The sequence below is a fragment of the Ornithinibacter sp. genome (genome assembly GCF_035443565.1).
GTDB lineage: Bacteria > Actinomycetota > Actinomycetes > Actinomycetales > Dermatophilaceae > Fodinibacter.
In genome coordinates this window covers 1-18,629 of sequence record NZ_DAORSO010000027.1, presented here as the reverse complement: position 1 = coordinate 18,629, position 18,629 = coordinate 1, and the positions used below count along the sequence as shown (strand labels likewise).

Below are 18,629 nucleotides of genomic sequence, written 5' to 3'. Positions count from 1 at the left end.
GCGCTCGTGACGTGGACGCTCGGGGCGGTGCTGCTGACGATGGCGGCGATCGACATCGACGTGCGGCGGCTGCCCGACCGGTTCACCAAGCCGCTGGTCCCGGCCAGTGTGCTCGGCACGGGGCTGGTCGCCCTGGTCACCGGCTCCGGGGGTGACTGGGTGCGGGGGGTGCTCGGTGGCGTGGTGCTCGGCGTGGTCTACCTGGTGCTCGCGCTGCTCGGTCGGGGGACCGGGTTGGGGCTCGGCGACGTCAAGCTCGCCCCCAGCCTGGGGGTGCTGCTCGCCTTCCACAGCTGGGCTGCGGTGGTGCTCGCCTCGGTGCTCGCGTTCGTGTCGGCGGGGGTGTTCGGGCTGGTCCTGATCGGCCTTCGCCGGGCCGACCGGCGCTCGACCCTGGCCTTCGGGCCGCACATGATCGGCAGCGCGGTGCTCGTGCTGGCCGCCCCGGGCCTCGGGTGGGTGCTCGGGCTCAGCTCGACGGGGTGAAGGTCGACAGCACCTCGGCCAACCCGAGCTCGGCGAAGTCGGCCTCCGGGGCGATGGCCACCGCGTTGAGGATCAGCCCGGAGTTGACCTGGACCATGAGCTGCCACGTCGTGGTGCCGTCGGTACCTCCCTGCTGCGGCGCCGTCCACTGCAGGAGGATGGCGCGCTGGGCTCCCGGCCACTCCAGCTCGGAGCGGGTGACCTTGACCTTGGGGTCGACCTCGGTCGCGATCTCGAGGGTCTTGGACTGTTCGATGGCATCGGCACGGGGCTTGGCGTCGGTGACGACCGCGACGAGCGGTGGCTGGGCTCCCGCTGCCGGGGCGATCCACCGGTAGGTCGTCGTGCCCTCGGCGCCGGGGGCGGTCTGCTCCTCGAACCTGGCCGGCACCTGGATGCTCCAGCCGTCGCCGGACACCGTCCGGGCATCGATCTGGGCCTTGGCGCTGTGGGCGAAGACCGGGCTGGGGGTCTCCGACGGGCGGATGGACTCCAGTCGTGGCGGGAGGTCCGCGTCGCTCGCGGACCCGCTGCAGCCCGTCAGCAGGGCACCGACGGCGATCAGGCTGAGGGCGGTGGCGCGACGGGTGCGGCGGCTGGAACCAAGCATGCGTCGGAGTCTAGGAGCGCACGTGGTGATGACCTCATCGCTGTTGCGCGGACCTTGACATTTGGGACCACGGGCCCAAGACCCGTCGCTGCCTCCTGTGAAACGCTGAAACCGGTTCTCGACGGCAGCTGCCACCCGACCCGGGCGTGGCGGGGCGATGTCGAGGGACCGCACCTGAGGGGACGACGATGAGAACGCTTGACCGCGCGCGGGAGCGAGGCGCCACCTCGCTCGAGTACGCGGGCTTCGTGGCGGTCGCTGCCCTCGTCGTGGCTGCCGTCTTCCTCGGCGTGGCAGGCGGTTCGATGCCGGTGGCACGCGGGGTCACTGCTGCCATCTGCAAGCTCTTCACCCTCGGTCAGGGCTCCTGCGAGGTGGCCGGCACGGCGAGTGACCGGATGCCGGTCGAGCCGTGCGTCGTGAGCGCCGACGGCCGGGAGAGCTCGGTGAAGGCGGGGGTTGCCATCACGGGCGGGGCCGGTGAGAACTGGTACGTCGAGTCGCTGTCCGACGGCACGTACCGGGTGACTCGAGGGACGTCCGGCTCGGTGGGCGTCGAGGGCGGGGCTGGATTCAGCCTCACGGGCGCGTGGGCCGACGAGACCTTCGGGCTCGAGGCCGGAGCGTGGGCGAGTGCCGACGGGATCTTCAACGGCGGTGAGGTCTACCTGCTGCCCACGCGCGACGCCGTCGACGACCTGGTGGCGGCCCATGCCTCCGACGTGGCCAAGGATCTCGTCGTGGGAGGCGAATCGGTGCCGATCCTGTGGTGGGAAGCACCGAACCCGGTGCGCTGGGCGGCCGACGGGCTGACCGACCTCGCCGGGGTCCCGAGCCTTCCGACCCCGAGCGAGACGTACTACGAGGGCGGCGTCTCGGCCGAGGCCAGCGCATCCGCCACGTTCATCGCCGCCAACGCGCAGGGCGGGGTCGGGGTGCAGGGCCTTCTCGGTTTTCGGGAGGGTGCCGACGGGACGAGCACCACGTACTACTCCGCCACCTTCGACGGCAGCGTCAGTGCCGGGGTCCGCGGGGGTGACGGCACGGGCGACATCGTGCAGGCCACGGCGGGCGCGTCCGGAGAGCTCGAAGGAGTCATCGAGATCGAGCGCGACAAGGATGGTGAGGTGACCGCCGTCGTCGTGAAGTACGCCGCCACCGGCACCGCCTACGCCGGTGAGGACCCCAGCGACGACGGGAAGCGGTGGGAGTACACGGCCGAGCTGCCGGTCGCCACCGCGGCCGACCGCCAGGTGGCCTCCGCGTTCCTCGGAGCCATGAACATGGAGTCGGTCCCCGGGTTGCCGCCCTACATCCCCAACCCGACCGCCGGCCCGCCCAACCTCAACGACCCCACCCGCATCGTCGACACCCTCTCCGTGGTCCCGGCCACGCTCGACTTCGCCGAGGCGATCGCCGACCGCGGCTACCAGTCCCGCCAGACCTTCACCGCGAACGAGGACCAGTACGGCGGAAGCTTCGATGCCGCCTGGATCGCCAAGGTCGGGGTCGGCGCCGAGGTCACCATCTCGTCCCTGGTGTCGGATCGGGCGGAGTACTTCAACGGTGACTCCTGGGTCGAGTGGGAAGGGTGCGCGGCGTGACCCGGGCCCTTCGAGCGACCGGTGAGGACTACACCCGCCTGTTCGCCATGGTCCGTTGGCCGGCGCTCCTCGGGGGTTTGATCCTGCTCGCACTGGCGGTCGGCATCGTCGTGCAGGGCCCCACCGAGCAGCGGACCGTCGGCCCCGTACCCGCGGGGAGCCCCGTCACCTCGGACCTCTCCGGGTCGGTGGCGTTCGACGTCTTCGTCAGCACGGATGCTGCGCAGGACGTCGTGTGTCGGGACGGCACCGGGAAGCAGGTGAGCACGCTGCAGTTCCCCATCCCGGACGACCGGGTCATCGACGGCGCGCCCTGGTTCGGGACCGGGGCCCGGGTCGAGCTGCGGGAGGGGGAGTCGACGACCTGCGCGGCCGAGGGGGCTGACGTCGGTGATGTCCTGCTCGTGCACCGCACCGGTCTCGTGCGCGTGCTCCAGGCTGCGCTCTTCGGCGGGGTCGGCCTGGTCGGCCTCGGCGTCTGGTGGGTCGGGACGCGAGCCGCCCGACGACTGCGGACGGCGGCGTCGTGAACGTGCAGCGCTGGGCGGCCGGCGTCGGTGCCTTCCTCGTCCTGGTGATCGGGACCGGCGTCTGCGTGGTCGCCGCGGGTGCCCTGGCGGGCGTGACGGGCAGTGCGCCCTTCGGGGTCGTCCTGAAGTCGGTGCTCGTGCTCGTGCTGCTCGTGAGCACCCTCGGATCATTCATCCGCTGGGGACACGGCGGGTCACTGGCCCTCTGGCTGGGCGTCGCCCTGCTCGCCTACGTCGCCACTCCCTCCAGCTGGGCCGCCAGCACCCTGTTCACCCGCGCGCTCGGGGCGCCGCCGATGCTCGCGTGGGTGGCCGACGCGGTGGTGTGGGTGCTCCTCGCGTGGCACACGGCTCGGCGAGTGCTCCCCGAGGCGGGCCGCGACGACGGCCTGCACCGCTTGCACTGAGCGGGTCAGTTCCCGACGTACATGTGCTTGAAGCCGTTCCCCCGGCACGTGATCGACACCTGCGGCTCGAGGTCCTCGACCTGGGCGAGGGCATAGAGGGCGGTGTCCCCGAGACGGCTGTTGCCCTGTTGCGGCTCGGTCAGCCGCGGTGAGCCGGGGCCGCTCACGGTGCACAGGCCGGGGTCCGGCCTTCCGCCCGGTCGTGGGTCCGACCCGTCCGGCGACGACACCCAGATCGTCGCCGTCCCCGGCGACTCCAGCACGGTGAGCGTCTGCCCGGCGATCGTGTCGGCCAGCAGCTCGGCGCCCTCGTCGTCGCTGCTGCTGCAGGCGGTCACCGCCAGCGCCACCAGCGCCGCGCTCCACCAGGTCCCCCGAGTGCGTGTCATCCCGCCATCATGGCAAGGAACGCGCCCTGCAGCGCCGCGAGAGGCGGGCGGTCAGGATCCGAAGCGCCGGATGCCGCGACCTCTCGGGTGGAGCAGCCCGGCGATGCCCAGCGCTGCGATGCCCCCGACGACGAAGGCCAGCGGCACGGCTCGGACGCCGACGTCGGTCGGCATCACCGCCAGCGCGACGGTGTCGGCCGTCGCCGGGTCGCACCGCAGCCGGTCGCCCTCGACAGTGGTGCCCACGGCGACCACCGGGACGTACGGCTCGCCCTCCAGCACGCGGCTGCCGACGGCATCAAAATCGGGCCTGACCTGCAAGGACACCTCTGTTCCGTCGCGCAGGAGCACACACCCCCAGCTCGCGGGATCGGCCGGGTCCTCGTCCTCCCCCTGGGCGAACACGGTGGACCCGGGGTCGAACAGCGGCGAGGGGGTGAGGCTCGCGGGGACGCCCGGCGAGAGCCGGACCACGTCGGTGCGGGGCTGGCTCCAGGCGAGCGCTCCGACCGCGATGCTCACGACGGCGATCGTGGCGAGCAGCACGCTGCCGAGCACGCCGAGCAGGTGCGTTCGGTCAGCATTTGTGCGCTTTCGTTGGGTCAATTTCACTGTTCGCACCTTCGGGCGGGGGGCTCGCGGCGTGTAGCGTACATCGCAGTGGAGCCGGGTCGAACTGGCCGCGAATGATCGCGGCGACCGGCGGGGAGATGATCGCCGAGGGGCGTGGGGGAGGTTCTCGCATGGAATCAAACGTCGCATTCATTGTGGTTGAAGGTTCAATCAATCACGGTGGAGTGATGCCGTGGATCGCCGACGACCCCCGCGTCGCGGTGGCGTCCGAGTCGGCCTTCGCGGACATCCCGGGCTGGGTCACTTCCCTCGGGGCCGACCACGTGGTCATCGCCTCCCGGCCCACGTCCGGGTCGGTGGCCAGGCTTGCCGCGACCACGCTCGCCGGCGCCCGACCCGAGGTCGCCGTCGCCCACCGGGTGGTTCCGACGACGTCCGTCGCCCTGGCAGCCAGCGGCCTCAACGCGCTCGAGTCCGGCTCGGATGCCGTCGCGGTCCTCGGCGCGTTCGACCACCTGACCACGGCGTCAGCGTCCGGCACCTGGCTGCGCTCGGTCACCAGGCTGGTCGACCCCAAGCCCGGACTGGGCATGCACGTGCGCTCGCTGTTCGGTCGAGGCTTCGTCGCGATGACCACACCCGCTGCGTCGGTGGGCCGCACCCTCGAGGCACCGCCCGTCGGGCACCCGTTGCTCGTCGGCGCGGATGCCGGGTCGGCCGAGTTCGCGGCCGTCGTCGCGCTGGCCGGCACCCACGCCGTGCAGTCCGTCCCCGTGCTGGCCGACGTCAAGAGCGCCCACGGTTCCCCTGGTGCGGAGTTCGTCGCCCTGGCCCCCGTCGCGCGGCCCGCCGAGGGCACGGCCACCTGCCCGGTGTGTGCCAGCCGTCAGAACGCCGTCACCTGTCCCTATTGCCACGTCCACTGTCGCGTCACGGAGCCTGCATGAATCCCCGTCAACGGCGAGGTCTGGTCTTCATGGCCATCTCGATCCTCGTCGCCCTCGCCACGTTCTTCGTCGTCACCGGGTACGTGGCGAACGTCAACAGCCAGGTCGGCTCACGCGTCACCGTCTACCGCGCGACGCAGCCGATCGAGCCGTACACGGCGCTGAGCACCGACAACCTCGAGCCGGTCGAGGTTCCTGAGCGGTGGGTGTCCAAGTCCTCCGTGCTGCGGATGGACGACCTCCTCGGCCGGCGGGTCGGATTCCGGCTCAACGCCGGGTCGACCGTGTCGTCGGACATGCTCATCCCGAGCTCGAGCCTGACCCAGGACGAGCGCGAGGTCGCGGTCAACGTCGACTCCGTGACGGGCGTGGCCGGTCGGGTCCGTCCCGGTGACCGAGTCGACCTGTACGCCGTGTTCGCCGACGTGCCCGGGTTGCCGAAGTCGGTCAAGGTGCTGGCGCGCGACATCCGGGTCGTCTCCATCGCCGGGGAGCAGCAGGTCACCCAGACCGGGGACGGCGGCATCCAGGAGCAGTCGGTCATCCCCGTGACGCTCGCTGTCGTGCCCAAGGTCGCGATGAGCCTGACCTACGCCGCGAACTTCGCCGCCGAGGTGCGACTGGTCGCGCTGCCCAACGACGTCGGCACCGACCGCCGAGGTGAGGTCGACGCCTTCGACGCCTCCGAACTCGGGGGTACCGCCGTTCCCGAAGGAGAAGCGCGATGAGCCAGGTCATCATCGGGATGGCGGACGAGAACCTCGTCGCCGACCTCATGTCCCTCCTCGAGGAGATGGACGGCTTCACCGTCCGGGCGGTCGCGAAGTCCCCCACCGAACTCGTCGACCTCGCCTCGCGGCTCGAGCCCGACGTGGTCTTCGTCCACGAGACCCTCGGCATCGAGCCGGTCTCACAGACGATCCGGGACCTCGCGAACCGGCGTCCGTCCACGGCCGTCATCCAGGTGTCGCAGATCCGAACGCCCGCGCTGGTCATCAAGGCCATGGAGGACGGCGCCCGAGGAGTGGTCGCCTACCCGTTCGCCTATGAGGACGTGTCCACCCGCGTCATCGCCGCGGCCGAGTGGAGCGAGCACATGAAGGCCGTGCTCGCCGGTGCCGCGGTCACCAACACCACCCGCGGTGAGGTCGTGGCCGTGGTGGGCGCCAAGGGCGGGGTCGGCACGACGACGGTCGCCGCCCACCTGGCCTTCGACCACGTGCGCGACCACCCGCAGGACAAGGTGTGCCTCGTCGACGTCGACATCGAGAAGGGCGACGTCGGGGCGATCTTCGAGGTGCGTCAGTCGGTGTCGATCGCCGACGTCGCGAAGGTCTCCGCCGACCTCTCCCCCCACGCCGTCCACGATGCCGTCATCCGGCACGAGTCCGGGCTGCACCTGCTCCTGGCCCCACTCGACGTCCGTGAGGGCGAGTTCGTCAGCCCCGAGGCGATCCGGGCCATCGTCTCCCTGCTGCGCCGCGAGTTCGACCTCGTGGTGCTCGACGGTGGCGGCCACGTCTCTCCCGCCCAGGCCTCGGTCGTCGAGCTGGCCGGTGAGTGCCTCGTCGTCACCACGCCTGACGTGCTGTCCGTGCGCGCGATGCGGCGACGGATGATCGCCTGGTCGGCTCTCGGCGTCCGCGAGGAGCCGGGGTTCAAGGTGCTCGTCAACAAGGTCGACCGCGCCAGCCTCTTCCCGGCCAACGCCGTCGCCAAGCTGACGACGGCCCACGTCGTCGAGACCCAGATCCCCTATTCACCGAGGGTCCTCGAGGCCTCGATCAACGACCGTGACCCGCGGGCTGTCACCGAGGTCGCCTGGTGGAGCCTGATCAGCAGCCTGCGTGTCGAGCTCGGCCTCGCGAAGGCGCCGGTCACGGCATCGAAGGGTCGCTCCAAGCGGGGCACGTCCGCGCAGACGCCCACGGCGAAGCCGAAGGGTCGGCAGAAGGCAGAGCGCACGCCACGGGGCAAGGCGTTGCCCCAGCCCTCCGAGGACCCCGCTGCCACCGCCGAAGCCGGGCCTGCACCCGAGCCGGTCACAGCGGGCCGGTCCAGGGAGTCGGGCGCCGTCGGCCTGGAGACGGTCGGCATCCTCCCCGCTGCCGTGCTGCTGTGCCTCATCGGGTGGCAGACGGCGGTGACGGGATTCTCCTTCATCTACGCGGGGCACGCCTCGTCGGTGGCCTCTCGTGAGTACTCGGTGACCGCAGATGCCGGTGACGCCGAGCGCGCCGCCCGGGCCGCGGTGCCGCGGAGCCTGCGCGGCGGACTCTCCGTCGCGGCATCCGGTGACCGGGTGTCGGTGACCGTTCCCGTGGTCAAGGGCTTCCCCGCAGGGCTGCCGACCTCGCTCACGAGCACGCGCACGGTGGTGAGGGAGCAATGAGCCGCCGAGGTCGTGGTGTGCGCGACGAACACGGCGCGGCCGCCCTCGAGGTGGCCGGTGTGGCCCCGCTGGTGATCTTCGGTGCCCTCGTGGCGCTGCAGTTCGGGGTGGCGGGGTGGACCATCGTGTCGACCCACGAGGCGGCGCGCGACGGCGCCCGCGCCTACTCCCTGGGCGGCGACCCGCGCGCGGCTGCCGAAGGTGCCCTGCCCGGCATCATGCAGGTTGCCGGAGACGGGGGAACGCTGAGTGCCGACGGCTACACCTACTCGGTGACCGTCAAGGTTCCGACTGTCGTCAAGCTCGACATCGGGTCAGTGACCCGCAGCGTCACGATGCCGGTGATCAAGTGAACGACTACAGCTCCTTCACCGGCGGGGCCGTCACCGCGGCGACCAAGGAGGACGACAGCCTCGTCGTCACCTTCCGGCGCATGCTCCTCGAGGAGGTCGACCTCCACGAGCTCAGCAAGATCGATGCCAACCAGCGACGGGCCAGGCTCGAGCGCGTCATCGCCCACCTCGTCTCCCGCGAGGGCGTCATCCTGTCGGCGAGCGAACGCAACCAGCTGGTGCGGCGCGTGGTCGACGAGGCGGTCGGGCTGGGTGTGCTCGAGCCGATCCTCAACGACCCCAGCGTCAGCGAGATCATGATCAACGGGCACGACACCATCTACGTCGAGCGGGCCGGCAAGCTCGAGCGCTGGCCGGCCCCGTTCAGCAGCGACGAGCAGCTGATGCAGACCATCGACCGCATCGTCTCGACGGTGAACCGCCGGGTCGACGAGTCCAGCCCGATGGTCGATGCGCGTCTGCCCGCCGACAGCCGGATGCCGCGTGGCGCGCGAGTCAACGTCGTGCTCCCACCGCTCAGCCTCAACGGGCCCACCGTCACCATCCGGCTCTTCCCGCACGCGCTGAGCCTGACCCAGCTCATCGAACGCGAGTCGATCGACCGACGCACCGCCCTGCTGCTCAAGGCGTGCGTCGAGGGGCGGCTCAACGTCGTGGTGTCGGGCGGCACCGGCTCGGGCAAGACGACGCTGCTCAACGCGTTGTCGTCCTTCATCAACCCCGACGAGCGGATCGTCACCATCGAGGACGCCGCCGAGCTCAGCCTGAACCAGCCACACACCATCCGCCTCGAGACCCGACCTGCCAACGTCGAGGGTCGCGGCCAGGTGTCGATCCGTGACCTCGTGCGCAACAGCCTGCGAATGCGTCCCGACCGCATCATCGTCGGCGAGTGCCGCGGCGGCGAGGCGCTCGACATGCTCCAGGCGATGAACACCGGTCACGAGGGGTCGCTCACGACGGTGCACGCGAACAACCCGGACGACGCCCTCTCCCGACTGGAGACGCTGGCCTCGATGAGCGACGTCGAAGTGCCCTTCCACGCCCTGCGCGACCAGGTGAACTCGGCGATCGACATCATCGTCCAGCTCAACCGACTCGCCGACGGGTCACGCCGGGTCGTCGACGTGTCGTGGGTGCGCAGCCGTCGCCAGGAGGACTTCGACCTCGTGCCCCTCATGCAGTACGTCATCGACCGCAGCGACCCGGCCACGCCGCAGGGTCGCTTCGACGTGTACGAACTGCCCGCGGCGCTACGGCAGCGACTCACCGAGGGTGGGGCCGACCTGTCGCTGGTCGAGGTGGCCTGATGGTCGTCCTCGCCATCATCGTCGGGTCCCTCACGGCCTCGATGATGTTCGTCCTGGCCCTGCGCCAGTTCCTCGGACTTCTCGCCAGTCGTCGTCGGGCCGTCGGCGCCGCTGAGTTCGCTCGCGGCGAGCGGGAGTTCTCCCTGCTGCGCGAGTTCGACGAGCGGCTGCAGCGCACGCGCCTCGGAGGGTGGTTGGTCCGCGAGCTCGATCTCGCCGGCCTGAGCCACCGCCCGATCCACGTGCTCGGGGTGGGGGTGGCTGCCGGGGCCGTCGGAACGTGGGTGCTGTGGCGATTCGTCTCCACCGTCTTCGCGGTTCTGGGCATCGCCCTCGCCGCCGTGCTCGTCCGGCGCTACCTGAGCCGGGCCAAGGCTCGACGCCGTGAGAAGTTCATCGCCCAGCTGCCCGAGCTCGCCCGAGTCCTGGCCAACGCGAGCCACGCCGGGCTCTCGCTGGCGACGGCTGTCGGGATCGCCGGCACCGAGCTGCCCGAGCCGGCGAGCAGCGAGCTCACCCGGGTCGCCACCCGGTTGAAGTTCGGGGCGCCACTGGCCACCGCCATCGAGGAGCTCAACGACCGGGTCGGGTCTCGAGAGACCAACGTGCTCATGTCCACCCTCATCGTGGCGTCACGCAGCGGCGGCTCGCTCGTGACGGCGTTGCGGGACATCGCCGAGACCCTCGACCAGCGCAAGGAGACCCGACGTGAGGTGACGACGACCCTGTCGCAGTCCGTCGCGTCGTCGAACCTCGTCATCCTCATGGGCTTTGCGATGCTCTTCATGCTCAACAGCATCAAGCCCGGCACGGTCGACCGCATGACGCGCGAGCCGATCGGGCAGGTGGCGCTGGTCGTCGGCGGGTCGCTGTTCGCGGGTGGATACCTGCTGATCCGGCGGATGACGAGGATCGAGCCATGACGCTCCTCGCCAGCGTCGTCCCGGGGCTCGTCGCCACTCTCGCCGTGGTGCTGCTCCTGCGCGGCTACCACCTCCTGCGCACGGACCCGGACGTCGGGCTGAACGCTGACGAGGTGCTCTACCTCAACAAGTCGGCACGCGACCGGGCTGGCAGCCAGAGCGCCCTCATGGCGCTGGCGTACCGGGTGGTGCCCCGGGTGCGCCGGGCGCTGCCCCGGTCGGCCGTCCGATGGCTGCAGCAGCAGGTCGACATGGCCGGTCGGCCGAGCGGCCTGGACGTCGATGCTGTGCTGGCGAAGTTCGTCATGTGGGGGATCGTGCTGGCGCCCATCTTCCTCTTCGGCGTGACGGCCGGGAACCTGCTGTACGTCGTGCTCCCCGTCGTGATCGTCGGGGTCCTGCCCATGGCACAGCTCTCCGGCCTGGCCCGCAAACGCCGAGAGGCGATCGACCGCGACCTTCCCGACTTCCTCGACGTGCTGGCCGTCACGGTGAGCGCTGGCCTGGGCTTCCGCTCCGCCCTGGCCACGGTGTCTCGGCGTTTCGGTGGCGCGATCTCCGAGGAGATCAACACCGTCCTGCACCAGATCACCAACGGCGCGAGCGTGCGGTCGGCGTTCACCGCGATGCGTGACCGCACGCGGTCCGATGCCGTCAACGAGTTCGTGACCGCGTACCTCCAGGCGGAGGAGCTCGGCGCTCCACTCGCGGACACCCTGAACCAGATCGCAGCGGACATGCGACGAGCCAATGCCCAGCGCATGCGGCAGCAGGCCGCCAAGATCGAGCCCCGCATCAGCCTGGTGATGACCATGGTCCTCATCCCCGGTGCCTTGGTCATCCTCGTCGGTGGCATGGTCCTGGCCATGGGCGCCGACCAGATCGGCGGAATCCTCGGTGGATAGGCCAGGGCACGTCGGGGTGGCCATGCCGCTGCGCCAGCTCACCCAGGTGACGCTGCTGGCGCGGCTCGTCGGGCTGGCCGCGGGCCTGCTGGCGCTCAGCGGCACCCGGATGTCGCTCGCGACGACCATCGGCTTCCTCGTCATGGGGTTCACGAGCTTCTACGGGCTGATGAACACCTCGGTGCTCGACCTCGCCCGCCGGCACCCGCTCATCGCCATGGCGGACGCCGTGCTGCTGGCCGGCATCGTCGCCGTCAACGGCATCGACAGCCCGCTGCTCCTGGCCGCCCTCACCACCGCCCTGCTGCTGGGCCTGTGGCTGGAGCCCTTCAGCGGCGCGATCGTCATGATCTGCCTGGTCTCGTTGTACGTCGGAGCCGCTCTTCTTGGTGCCGGCGCCCAGGGCCCAGCCTTCACGGCGTGGGTGACCATCCCGTTCGTCTACGTGACGCTGTGGCTGCTCGGGCTGACCATGCGCCGTTCGCTGGAGTCCGAGGCGCGCGCCCAGGCGACCCTGCGGGATGCCGTGACGACGGCGGCTGCCACCGAGGAACGCACCAAGGTCGCTCGCGAGCTCCACGACAACCTGGCGAAGTCGCTGCAGGGCATCGCCATGACGGCGACGGCTCTGCCGCTGCAACTGCAACGGCATCCGGAGCGGGCCGCCGAGTCGGCGTTGTCGATCAGGGAGATGGCAGCGACGGCGGTCCACCAGGTGCGTGGGGTCATGGTCGACCTGCGCGCCAAGACGTCCCAGGGCACTCTGTCCGAGGCGACGACCCAGGTGGTCCTGGGTTGGGCGGCCCGCAGTGGTCGCAACCCGCACCTGATGATCGACGACGTCGACACGGGCGACGAGGCGACGCGCTACGAGCTGCTGTCGGTGCTCGGGGAGTCCCTGGACAACGTGCACCGCCACGCGGGGCCCTGCGAGGTGACGGTTGAGCTGCGCGAGGACCACGGCTTCCTCGTGCTGACCGTGCGCGACACCGGATCGGGCTTCGACCCCGACACCCTCAGAGCCGCCCAGGCGGCCGGACACCATGGAGTTGACGGGATGCAGGAACGGATGGCGCGCGTGGGTGGCTGGTGCTCGGTCACCGGGGAGCCGGGCCGGGGGACGCTCGTCGAGTGCCGGGTTCCGGTCCTGCACCGGGTGGAGCGATGACGGTCACCGTCGGGGTCGTCGACGACAGCGACATCATGCGCAAGGGGCTGTTGGCCCTGCTCGGCACCGACCCCGGCCTCGAGGTCGTGGGGCAGGCCGGCGACGGCGACGAGGCCCTGGCCCTCGTTCGTGCGTCCCGTCCGGACGTCCTCCTGCTCGACGTGCGGATGCCGCGTCGCGACGGCCTGTCCATCGTCGCCGAGATAGCGGCACTGACCCGGGTGCTCATGCTGACCTTCACCGATGACGAGAACAGCATCCACCGGGCGATGTCCGCCGGCGCCGCGGGCTACCTCGTCCACGGGACGTTCGACGCCGAGTCCCTCGCGCACATGGTGCGGGCGACCGCGAGCGGAGCGGCTCCCGTCTCGGACATCGCCATGCGAGCGATCCAGCGTGGCCCGGTGGCCGTCGTGCCCGAACCCGCGGGGGACCTCGGCCTGAGCGCCCGCCAGGTCGAGGTGATGGACCTCATCGCGCAAGGCCGGTCCAACTCCGACATCGCCAAGCACCTGTTCCTTGCGGAGAAGACCGTGAAGAACCACATCAACCAGATCTTCGCCGTGCTCGCAGTCACCACCAGGGCCGAGGCCATCGTCCGGTGGCTCGGTCGATGACCTGCCTGCGGGTGGGCCGTCGCCCGGGCCCCCGACCGGGTCCGCGGATGGGTCGCGACGTGGGCCCGCAGTTGGGTCCGCAGTTGGGTCCGTGGGCCCTGTGGCCACCACCGCGATCTTCATAGCGTTGGTCTTGTCAGCACAGGGCGCCAACGCCCGAACGCACCACCGATGAGGGGACACCCAATGACTGCCAAGCTCAGCGCAAAGTTCACCACCGCCCTGACCACGCTCCGTGACCGCAAGGAGGCCGGTGCGACCGGCCTCGAGTACGCCGGCATGATCGCCGTCGCCGCTCTGGTCGTCGCCCTGATCTGGGGCGCCATCGACGGCGCCGGTGTCGACAGCAGCGTCGCCAACGCGATCACCGACCTGTTCTCCCCGGGCTGATCGACCTGATCATCCAGCGTGAGTGGGGGGTGGACGACGTCCACCCCCCACTCACGCATCGTCCGTGGCACAGGGGGAGAATCATGAGGGATCCGATGCCGGGTCAGCGTGTCGCTGAGCCGAGCGAGAGCGGTCAGGCAGCCATGTGGCTGGTGCTCACCATGGCCATCCTGTTCCTCGCGCTGGGGGTGACGGCCTACTCGCGCCTGGTCTCCGCGACCGATGAGGTATCCGGGCTGCAGACCGCTGCTGATGCCGCGGCGCTCGCGGGCGCCCAGGCGATCGCCCGGGACGCTCCACAGGCGATCAAGGATGCCGTGCGAGACGGCGGCGGCATCCCCTGCGGCCTCGGCCGCGGCGAGGCTGCTAGCTTTGCCGCCCGCAACGGCGCGACCGTCACGTCGTACTGCTACTACCCCGTGCAGGACCGCATCGAGGTGACGGTGCGCAGCCAGGCCGTGCTGGAGTCGGGTCGCAGGGAGGACGCATCGGCAGTTGCCGAGCTCGACCTCAGGCTGGGCCCCTGCGTCCTCCCGGATGCACCAGAGCCGCCCGAGCCCGAGCCGACTCCCACGCCGACGCCCTCGTCGACGTCGACGGCGACCCCCACGCCGACGCCCACTCCGACACCCGACGACGTGGTGAAGAAGGGCCGGTGCGGCGACGTGGAGTTCGACGTCACCTTCCCGGGCAGCGGTGGGCCACCCAGCTTCGGCTGGGGACAGCTGAAGATCGAGGCCGACCCTCGCCTCACCGACTAGGGGCCATCGACGTCGACGGAATCGGCGCAGGGAGGCGACGACGTCGCCTCCCTGCGCCGAATCTGTGTCTGTCGGGTCAGCGGGTGACCGGAACGCTGATCGGCTTGTCGAAGCCGGCCTGGCGGACCTCGACGGTGGTGACCGTGTCGGGCAGCTCGGGGAAGAAGATCGTGCGCGGTTGCGGCACCCCACCGATGTACGCCGCGTCCGTGCACAGGCAGCGGGTGTCCCCCTGCTCATCCACGAACGTGACGGGCTCGTAGACCTTCTGCTCGCCGACGTCGACCAGCACGGGCTGGGCCTCCCAGGAGAGGTCTCCGGCGTTGACCAACATCTTCTCCGTCCCGGTGTGCCAGAACGTCAGGACGCTGCCGCCCTTCGTGGCGACGACAGTGGCCACGTTGAGGGTGGCCGGCGCGCCGGCCACGTCTCCGGTCGAGCTGCCAGCCACCGGGGGCAGCTGCGCACCGAGCACGAGAGCACTCTGGTCGCTGAGCGGCGTCGAAGGCGTCGTGGACGCACTCGACGACGCGGATCCGGTCGGGCTCACCGAGGGCTCGGGGTCGTCCCCCGTGCAGGACGACAGCGCCACGACGGACACGACACCGAGGATCGCCAGGGTGAGGCGGGGACGACGGGGGGGCTGGGCCACGGTCACTGTCCTCCGGTGTAGGTGATGCTGACTCGGCGGTTCTTGGCCTTGCCCGCAGTGGTCTTGTTCGACGCGATCGGTTCGGTCTCGCCCTTGCCGACGGCCGTGATGGTGTACCCACCGCCGAGGGCCTTGGTGAGCGCCGCCGCGACGGCCTTCGCCCGCTTCTCCGACAAGGACTGGTTGTAGGAGTTCGAGCCGTCGGAGTCCGCGTGACCCGTCACGGTCAGGGCCTTGCCGGTCTCGGTTGCCTTGATCTGCGCGGCGGCATCGGCGACCGTCTTCGTGCCCTTGGCCGTCAGGGTCGCGGAGTTCTTGGCGAACAGCACGTCCGCGGCCAAGGACACCTCGCCGGTGGAGGTCGTGACACTCTGCTCGATGTTGGACACGCGCTGGGTGAGCTCGAAGGCGGCGGGCTGCGACGTGCGGGCCGTGGCCAGGAGCTCGGGGTCGGGCTCGGGCCACCCCATGCCGAGGACGAACGGCGCCTTCTGGTCCTCGGCCAGGGGCAGCAGGGGGCCGTCTCCCACGGGGACGTTCGGGATGACCTGCTCCGCGATGGTGACGTCGACCGTCGCGACGCCCGCAGGCAGTGGAGCCACGGCGGACCAGATGACCTGAGCCTGCCCCGGAGTGAGGTCAGTCATCGTGGTGGACGGGCCGCACACGCAGGTCCTGAACTTGCCGGTCGGTTCCATCGGGCGGTAGGTGAGACCAGCGGCCCCGTCGGTCAGTGTCACGTCCGACTGGTTGACACCCGTTCGCTTCGCCCTGAACAACAGCGTGGACGGGCCGAAGTAGGACGCGGCGAACTCCGCCTGCGAACCTTCGGGGATGCCGAGTGACCAGTAGACGATCGTGGCGTTGTCGACCCGTTGGACCCCGTGCACCGTGACCACCGCAGGAGGTCCGGCGGTGACCGTCCCCATCGTGAGGGCCTGGCCGAGAATCGGGATCTCGTCGGCGGCTGCGGCCGTCCCGGATGCGGCGGGTGATCCCGCGACGAGCAGGGCAGCCACGGCGGTGGCGGCCCCGATCGAGCGCAGGCTGGAGCGAACGGTCGTCACGTGTGGTTCCTCCCCGGGTGGCTCCGGCAGCACTCTCGGTGGCCGGGCCTGGATGATCGTCCCGTCCAGCCTAAGCCACGTGGTCGCCGAACCTCGGGGTCCGGTGCAGAGGGGTTGTGCGAGGGGCCGGAGGCATTCCCACAGCCCCTGACCGCAGATTCGTCCGCCGGGTCAGGGAGTGACCCTCCGCCATAGGATCCGGCTCATGACCGCGCAGGAGCACCCGTCGCCGCATCCGCGGGCCGGGCTCGTCACGTGGGGGTTGGTGCTCGCGCTCGTCACGCTGCCGGTCGTGTGGCTCGACGTGTACCTCCTGGCCACCGACGACGCCAGCGCCGAGTACCTCGTCGGTCGCTACTCGCTCCTGCTCGGCGCGGCAGCGGCCGTGATGCTCGTCATCGAGCGGCTCCGGCGACTGACTCCGTGGGCGGCCCTGTCCGCGACGGTGCTCGCGTGGGTCGGGGTCGTCCTCGGCAAGGTCCTGGACACCGGCGCCTCGGCCTACCCGTGGGTGATCGCGGGCGCCGCCGTCGTCGCCGCCGTGACGGCCGGGATGCCGGGTGCGCACCGGGCCGCCGCCGTGCGCACCGCCGTGCTGCTCGCCGTGACGACCGGTATCGGCCTCCTCGGTCTGGCCTGACGAGCGGGCACCTGGGCCCGCAGCTGGGCCCGGGGACCCTGCCCGACGGCATCCGCGGTCCCTAGCGTCGGGACATGCCAGGTGAGCGGCCCCGCGATGCGGCAGTGCGCGGCCGTGGTGTGCCACGAGGGGGGCACACCACGGAGCGGGGTGCCGCCGGGCTCGAGTACGGCGGGATCATCGCGGCTGCTGCGCTCGTCGTCGCCGCGGTGCTGTTCGGCATCGTCCACGGTGACCTGGCCAAGCACACGACGAATGCCGTGTGCCGGATCTTCCTCGGCGAAGGGTGTGAGGACACCGCCGAGAGCGTGCAGACGGCGCTCGAGAAGGCGCTGAGCGGGGACTACGTGGCCCTCGGTGACAGCTTCGCCTCGGGAGAGGGCGCGGGGGACTACCACGACGGCACGAACTACGACAACCGTGACGACTGGGACCCGGGCAACTGGGGCGATGACTCGCACAACCGGTGCCGGCGCTCGACCTCCTCGTACGCCGAGCAGACCTACGCCTCGCCCGACTTCGACTTCTCCGGTGGCTTCACGGCGGTCTACTGCTCGGGCGCGACCCAGACCGACCTGGACAACCCGAACGGCAGCAACGACGACGAGGGCCCACAGCTCGACGCCCTCACCGAGGACACCTCGCTCGTCACGATGTCGATCGGCGGCAACGACCTCGGCTTCGGTGCCGTGCTGCAGGACTGCGTGCTCAACGGCGGGAGTGGTGTCCCGTTCACGGACGGCTGCCAGGCCACGTGGGACGACGAGCTGGACCGGCGGTTGGAGGAGCTGCAGCCCGAGCTCGTCGCGCTCTACACGCGGATGCGCGAGCAGGCACCCAACGCGCGGATCGTCATCATGGGATACCCGCGGCTGTTCAACGACCCGCCCAGTCAGGAACTGAACAACATGCTCTTCAACGAGGACCAGGTGTGGATGAACAGCAAGGCCGACGAGCTCAACGCCATGCTCCGCGAGGCCTGCCGTGAGGCCGGGGTGGAGTTCATCGACCCCACCCAGGCCTTCCTCGGCCACGGGGTCGGCGCGGCCGACGGGGAGCAGTGGATCAACGACCTCGACTGGGGAGGGCCGGGTCTGGCCATCACCGACCCCGGCTCGTTCCACCCCAACGCCCAGGGACATGCAGCCATGGCCGCACTGCTCGCCGAGCAGCTGCGCAACCCGAGGTACCCGTGATGTCCCGGCGGCACACCGTAGGCTCTCGTGGGGTGGGGACTCGAGGGGCACGGCTGGTGGGCACCACCCTTGCGGTTGCGGGGATGCTGCTGATGACGGCTTGCGGTGACGACGTCGTGAGCACGCCCCAGTCGTCGGTGACGGGCGCACCCGGGTCGGGCACGGCATCCGCCACCCCCAGCACCCCGGGCGGTGATGCCGCCCTCGAGGCCCGCGCGAAGGCCCACTTCATCCCGCTGACCGCCCTCGGCGAGGGCTGGCGCGAGAGCCAACCGCCGCCCCCCGGCTTCGGGCTCACGGTGTGCGGTGTCGACATCGAGCCCGAGCAGCCCGCGGGCTCGGCCCGCCAACGATTCGCCAGGAGTGGGGTCGGGCCGTTCGTCGCGCAGTACGTGCAGGCCCACCGCGACGGTCTCGCCGCCGAGGTCGTGACGGCGCTGAAGGCGGCGCTGCCGACGTGCACGACGTTCGAGACCCGCGGGGAGTCGCCGACCAGCCCGGTCACGCGCTTCGCCATCGAGCAGGTCTCCTTCGCCGACGTGCCGGCCAACGCCGTGGTGTGGCGGATGACGTCCCAGGGTGACCGGCCCGTCACGCAGGACGTCGCCCTCCTGGCGGACGGGGAGTTCCTCATCGGTGTGGTCTCGTACCGGGCCGGCGACGCCCCCGACCCCGAGACCATCACGGCGGCTGTCGCTGCCGTTCCCAC

The 18,629-nt window shown here is 70.8% G+C and carries 22 protein-coding genes and 1 pseudogene; 18 read left to right on the top strand and 5 right to left on the bottom strand.

All coding sequences use genetic code 11. From position 1 onward, the window contains the following. Positions 1 to 486: prepilin peptidase (locus PLL68_RS05090; RefSeq protein ID WP_324532260.1), on the top strand; the 486-nt coding region annotated here is incomplete at its 5' end. Here PLL68_RS05090 and PLL68_RS05085 read toward each other — a convergent pair. Continuing rightward, positions 470 to 1,096, bottom strand: a complete 627-nt coding sequence (locus PLL68_RS05085; protein WP_324532258.1) for a hypothetical protein — start codon at positions 1,094 to 1,096, stop codon at positions 470 to 472. The genes PLL68_RS05090 and PLL68_RS05085 overlap by 17 nt on opposite strands. 188 nt (positions 1,097 to 1,284) lie before the next feature. Between PLL68_RS05085 and PLL68_RS05080 the strand changes: the two genes are divergently transcribed. The 3 genes from PLL68_RS05080 to PLL68_RS05070 are packed head-to-tail and all read left to right on the top strand — an operon-like array spanning position 1,285 to position 3,637. After that, complete coding sequence (locus PLL68_RS05080; protein ID WP_324532256.1) at positions 1,285 to 2,700, top strand: hypothetical protein; 1,416 nt, start codon at positions 1,285 to 1,287, stop codon at positions 2,698 to 2,700. Beyond that, the gene (locus PLL68_RS05075; RefSeq protein WP_324532254.1) at positions 2,697 to 3,230 is read left to right on the top strand and encodes a hypothetical protein; all 534 of its coding nucleotides are present in this window, start codon (positions 2,697 to 2,699) and stop codon (positions 3,228 to 3,230) included. The genes PLL68_RS05080 and PLL68_RS05075 overlap by 4 nt, the downstream gene beginning before the upstream one ends. Next, positions 3,227 to 3,637, top strand: a complete 411-nt coding sequence (locus PLL68_RS05070) for a hypothetical protein (protein WP_324532252.1) — start codon at positions 3,227 to 3,229, stop codon at positions 3,635 to 3,637. Before PLL68_RS05075 ends, PLL68_RS05070 begins: the two co-directional genes overlap by 4 nt. 5 nt (positions 3,638 to 3,642) lie before the next feature. On the opposite strand, the gene PLL68_RS05065 is transcribed toward PLL68_RS05070, so the two are convergent. Next, entirely contained in the window at positions 3,643 to 4,026 is a 384-nt protein-coding gene (locus PLL68_RS05065; protein ID WP_324532250.1) for a hypothetical protein, read from the bottom strand. Between the two features lie 51 nt (positions 4,027 to 4,077). Then, positions 4,078 to 4,638 carry a hypothetical protein gene (locus tag PLL68_RS05060; protein ID WP_324532248.1) on the bottom strand — a complete coding sequence of 187 codons (561 nt, stop codon included), beginning with the start codon at positions 4,636 to 4,638 and terminating at the stop codon, positions 4,078 to 4,080. A 188-nt stretch (positions 4,639 to 4,826) separates the two neighbouring features. Here PLL68_RS05060 and PLL68_RS05055 point away from each other — a divergent pair, with 188 nt between their 5' ends. From PLL68_RS05055 to PLL68_RS05005, 11 genes are all read left to right on the top strand, one after another. Then, positions 4,827 to 5,546, top strand: coding sequence for a hypothetical protein (locus PLL68_RS05055; protein ID WP_324532246.1), 720 nt, complete (start codon positions 4,827 to 4,829; stop codon positions 5,544 to 5,546). Positions 5,547 to 5,575: 29 nt separating this feature from the next. After that, the gene (gene cpaB, locus PLL68_RS05050) at positions 5,576 to 6,274 is read left to right on the top strand and encodes a Flp pilus assembly protein CpaB (RefSeq protein ID WP_324532244.1); all 699 of its coding nucleotides are present in this window, start codon (positions 5,576 to 5,578) and stop codon (positions 6,272 to 6,274) included. After that, entirely contained in the window at positions 6,271 to 7,938 is a 1,668-nt protein-coding gene (locus PLL68_RS05045) for a CpaE/TadZ family protein (RefSeq protein ID WP_324532242.1), read from the top strand. The genes cpaB and PLL68_RS05045 overlap by 4 nt, the downstream gene beginning before the upstream one ends. A 17-nt stretch (positions 7,939 to 7,955) precedes the next feature. Next, positions 7,956 to 8,291, top strand: coding sequence for a TadE/TadG family type IV pilus assembly protein (locus PLL68_RS05040; protein WP_324532240.1), 336 nt, complete (start codon positions 7,956 to 7,958; stop codon positions 8,289 to 8,291). Then, positions 8,288 to 9,601, top strand: coding sequence for a TadA family conjugal transfer-associated ATPase (locus PLL68_RS05035; RefSeq protein WP_324532238.1), 1,314 nt, complete (start codon positions 8,288 to 8,290; stop codon positions 9,599 to 9,601). The genes PLL68_RS05040 and PLL68_RS05035 overlap by 4 nt, the downstream gene beginning before the upstream one ends. Then, the gene (locus PLL68_RS05030; protein WP_324532236.1) at positions 9,601 to 10,524 is read left to right on the top strand and encodes a type II secretion system F family protein; all 924 of its coding nucleotides are present in this window, start codon (positions 9,601 to 9,603) and stop codon (positions 10,522 to 10,524) included. Before PLL68_RS05035 ends, PLL68_RS05030 begins: the two co-directional genes overlap by 1 nt. Beyond that, positions 10,521 to 11,429 carry a type II secretion system F family protein gene (locus tag PLL68_RS05025; RefSeq protein ID WP_324532233.1) on the top strand — a complete coding sequence of 303 codons (909 nt, stop codon included), beginning with the start codon at positions 10,521 to 10,523 and terminating at the stop codon, positions 11,427 to 11,429. Before PLL68_RS05030 ends, PLL68_RS05025 begins: the two co-directional genes overlap by 4 nt. Before the next feature lie 22 nt (positions 11,430 to 11,451). Then, the gene (locus PLL68_RS05020; RefSeq protein ID WP_324532232.1) at positions 11,452 to 12,597 is read left to right on the top strand and encodes a sensor histidine kinase; all 1,146 of its coding nucleotides are present in this window, start codon (positions 11,452 to 11,454) and stop codon (positions 12,595 to 12,597) included. Continuing rightward, entirely contained in the window at positions 12,594 to 13,214 is a 621-nt protein-coding gene (locus PLL68_RS05015) for a response regulator (protein WP_324532230.1), read from the top strand. The genes PLL68_RS05020 and PLL68_RS05015 overlap by 4 nt, the downstream gene beginning before the upstream one ends. A gap of 186 nt (positions 13,215 to 13,400) precedes the next feature. Beyond that, positions 13,401 to 13,604, top strand: a complete 204-nt coding sequence (locus tag PLL68_RS05010) for a hypothetical protein (RefSeq protein ID WP_324532228.1) — start codon at positions 13,401 to 13,403, stop codon at positions 13,602 to 13,604. A 95-nt stretch (positions 13,605 to 13,699) separates the two neighbouring features. Beyond that, positions 13,700 to 14,365, top strand: a complete 666-nt coding sequence (locus PLL68_RS05005) for a hypothetical protein (RefSeq protein WP_324532226.1) — start codon at positions 13,700 to 13,702, stop codon at positions 14,363 to 14,365. Positions 14,366 to 14,441: 76 nt separating this feature from the next. On the opposite strand, the gene PLL68_RS05000 is transcribed toward PLL68_RS05005, so the two are convergent. Then, the gene (locus PLL68_RS05000) at positions 14,442 to 15,017 is read right to left on the bottom strand and encodes a hypothetical protein (protein WP_324532224.1); all 576 of its coding nucleotides are present in this window, start codon (positions 15,015 to 15,017) and stop codon (positions 14,442 to 14,444) included. Between the two features lie 2 nt (positions 15,018 to 15,019). Then, on the bottom strand, positions 15,020 to 16,084 hold the full coding sequence (locus PLL68_RS04995) for an OmpA family protein (protein WP_324532222.1): 1,065 nt from the start codon (positions 16,082 to 16,084) through the stop codon (positions 15,020 to 15,022). Positions 16,085 to 16,289: 205 nt separating this feature from the next. Here PLL68_RS04995 and PLL68_RS04990 point away from each other — a divergent pair, with 205 nt between their 5' ends. From PLL68_RS04990 to PLL68_RS04980, 3 genes and pseudogenes are all read left to right on the top strand, one after another. Next, positions 16,290 to 16,724, top strand: a complete 435-nt coding sequence (locus PLL68_RS04990; RefSeq protein WP_324532220.1) for a hypothetical protein — start codon at positions 16,290 to 16,292, stop codon at positions 16,722 to 16,724. 74 nt (positions 16,725 to 16,798) lie between these two features. Next, positions 16,799 to 17,920 (top strand): SGNH/GDSL hydrolase family protein, encoded by a 1,122-nt coding sequence (locus PLL68_RS04985; RefSeq protein WP_324532218.1) that lies wholly within the window; start codon positions 16,799 to 16,801, stop codon positions 17,918 to 17,920. A 56-nt stretch (positions 17,921 to 17,976) separates the two neighbouring features. Next, positions 17,977 to 18,629 (top strand): annotated as a pseudogene (locus tag PLL68_RS04980) (hypothetical protein); the annotation flags it as partial.

Excerpts from the sequence above, each read along its gene's own strand:
- cpaB (WP_324532244.1), top strand. The coding sequence starts at position 5,576 with ATGGCCATCTCGATCCTCGTCGCCCTCGCCACGTTCTTCGTCGTCACC.
- PLL68_RS05015 (WP_324532230.1), top strand. The coding sequence starts at position 12,594 with ATGACGGTCACCGTCGGGGTCGTCGACGACAGCGACATCATGCGCAAG.
- PLL68_RS05030 (WP_324532236.1), top strand. The coding sequence starts at position 9,601 with ATGGTCGTCCTCGCCATCATCGTCGGGTCCCTCACGGCCTCGATGATG.
- PLL68_RS05055 (WP_324532246.1), top strand. The coding sequence starts at position 4,827 with ATGCCGTGGATCGCCGACGACCCCCGCGTCGCGGTGGCGTCCGAGTCG.
- PLL68_RS05085 (WP_324532258.1), bottom strand. The coding sequence starts at position 1,096 with ATGCTTGGTTCCAGCCGCCGCACCCGTCGCGCCACCGCCCTCAGCCTG.
- PLL68_RS05020 (WP_324532232.1), top strand. The coding sequence starts at position 11,452 with ATGCCGCTGCGCCAGCTCACCCAGGTGACGCTGCTGGCGCGGCTCGTC.
- PLL68_RS05025 (WP_324532233.1), top strand. The coding sequence starts at position 10,521 with ATGACGCTCCTCGCCAGCGTCGTCCCGGGGCTCGTCGCCACTCTCGCC.
- PLL68_RS04985 (WP_324532218.1), top strand. The coding sequence starts at position 16,799 with ATGCCAGGTGAGCGGCCCCGCGATGCGGCAGTGCGCGGCCGTGGTGTG.
- PLL68_RS05045 (WP_324532242.1), top strand. The coding sequence starts at position 6,271 with ATGAGCCAGGTCATCATCGGGATGGCGGACGAGAACCTCGTCGCCGAC.
- PLL68_RS05065 (WP_324532250.1), bottom strand. The coding sequence starts at position 4,026 with ATGACACGCACTCGGGGGACCTGGTGGAGCGCGGCGCTGGTGGCGCTG.
- PLL68_RS04990 (WP_324532220.1), top strand. The coding sequence starts at position 16,290 with ATGACCGCGCAGGAGCACCCGTCGCCGCATCCGCGGGCCGGGCTCGTC.
- PLL68_RS05080 (WP_324532256.1), top strand. The coding sequence starts at position 1,285 with ATGAGAACGCTTGACCGCGCGCGGGAGCGAGGCGCCACCTCGCTCGAG.
- PLL68_RS05010 (WP_324532228.1), top strand. The coding sequence starts at position 13,401 with ATGACTGCCAAGCTCAGCGCAAAGTTCACCACCGCCCTGACCACGCTC.
- PLL68_RS05005 (WP_324532226.1), top strand. The coding sequence starts at position 13,700 with ATGCCGGGTCAGCGTGTCGCTGAGCCGAGCGAGAGCGGTCAGGCAGCC.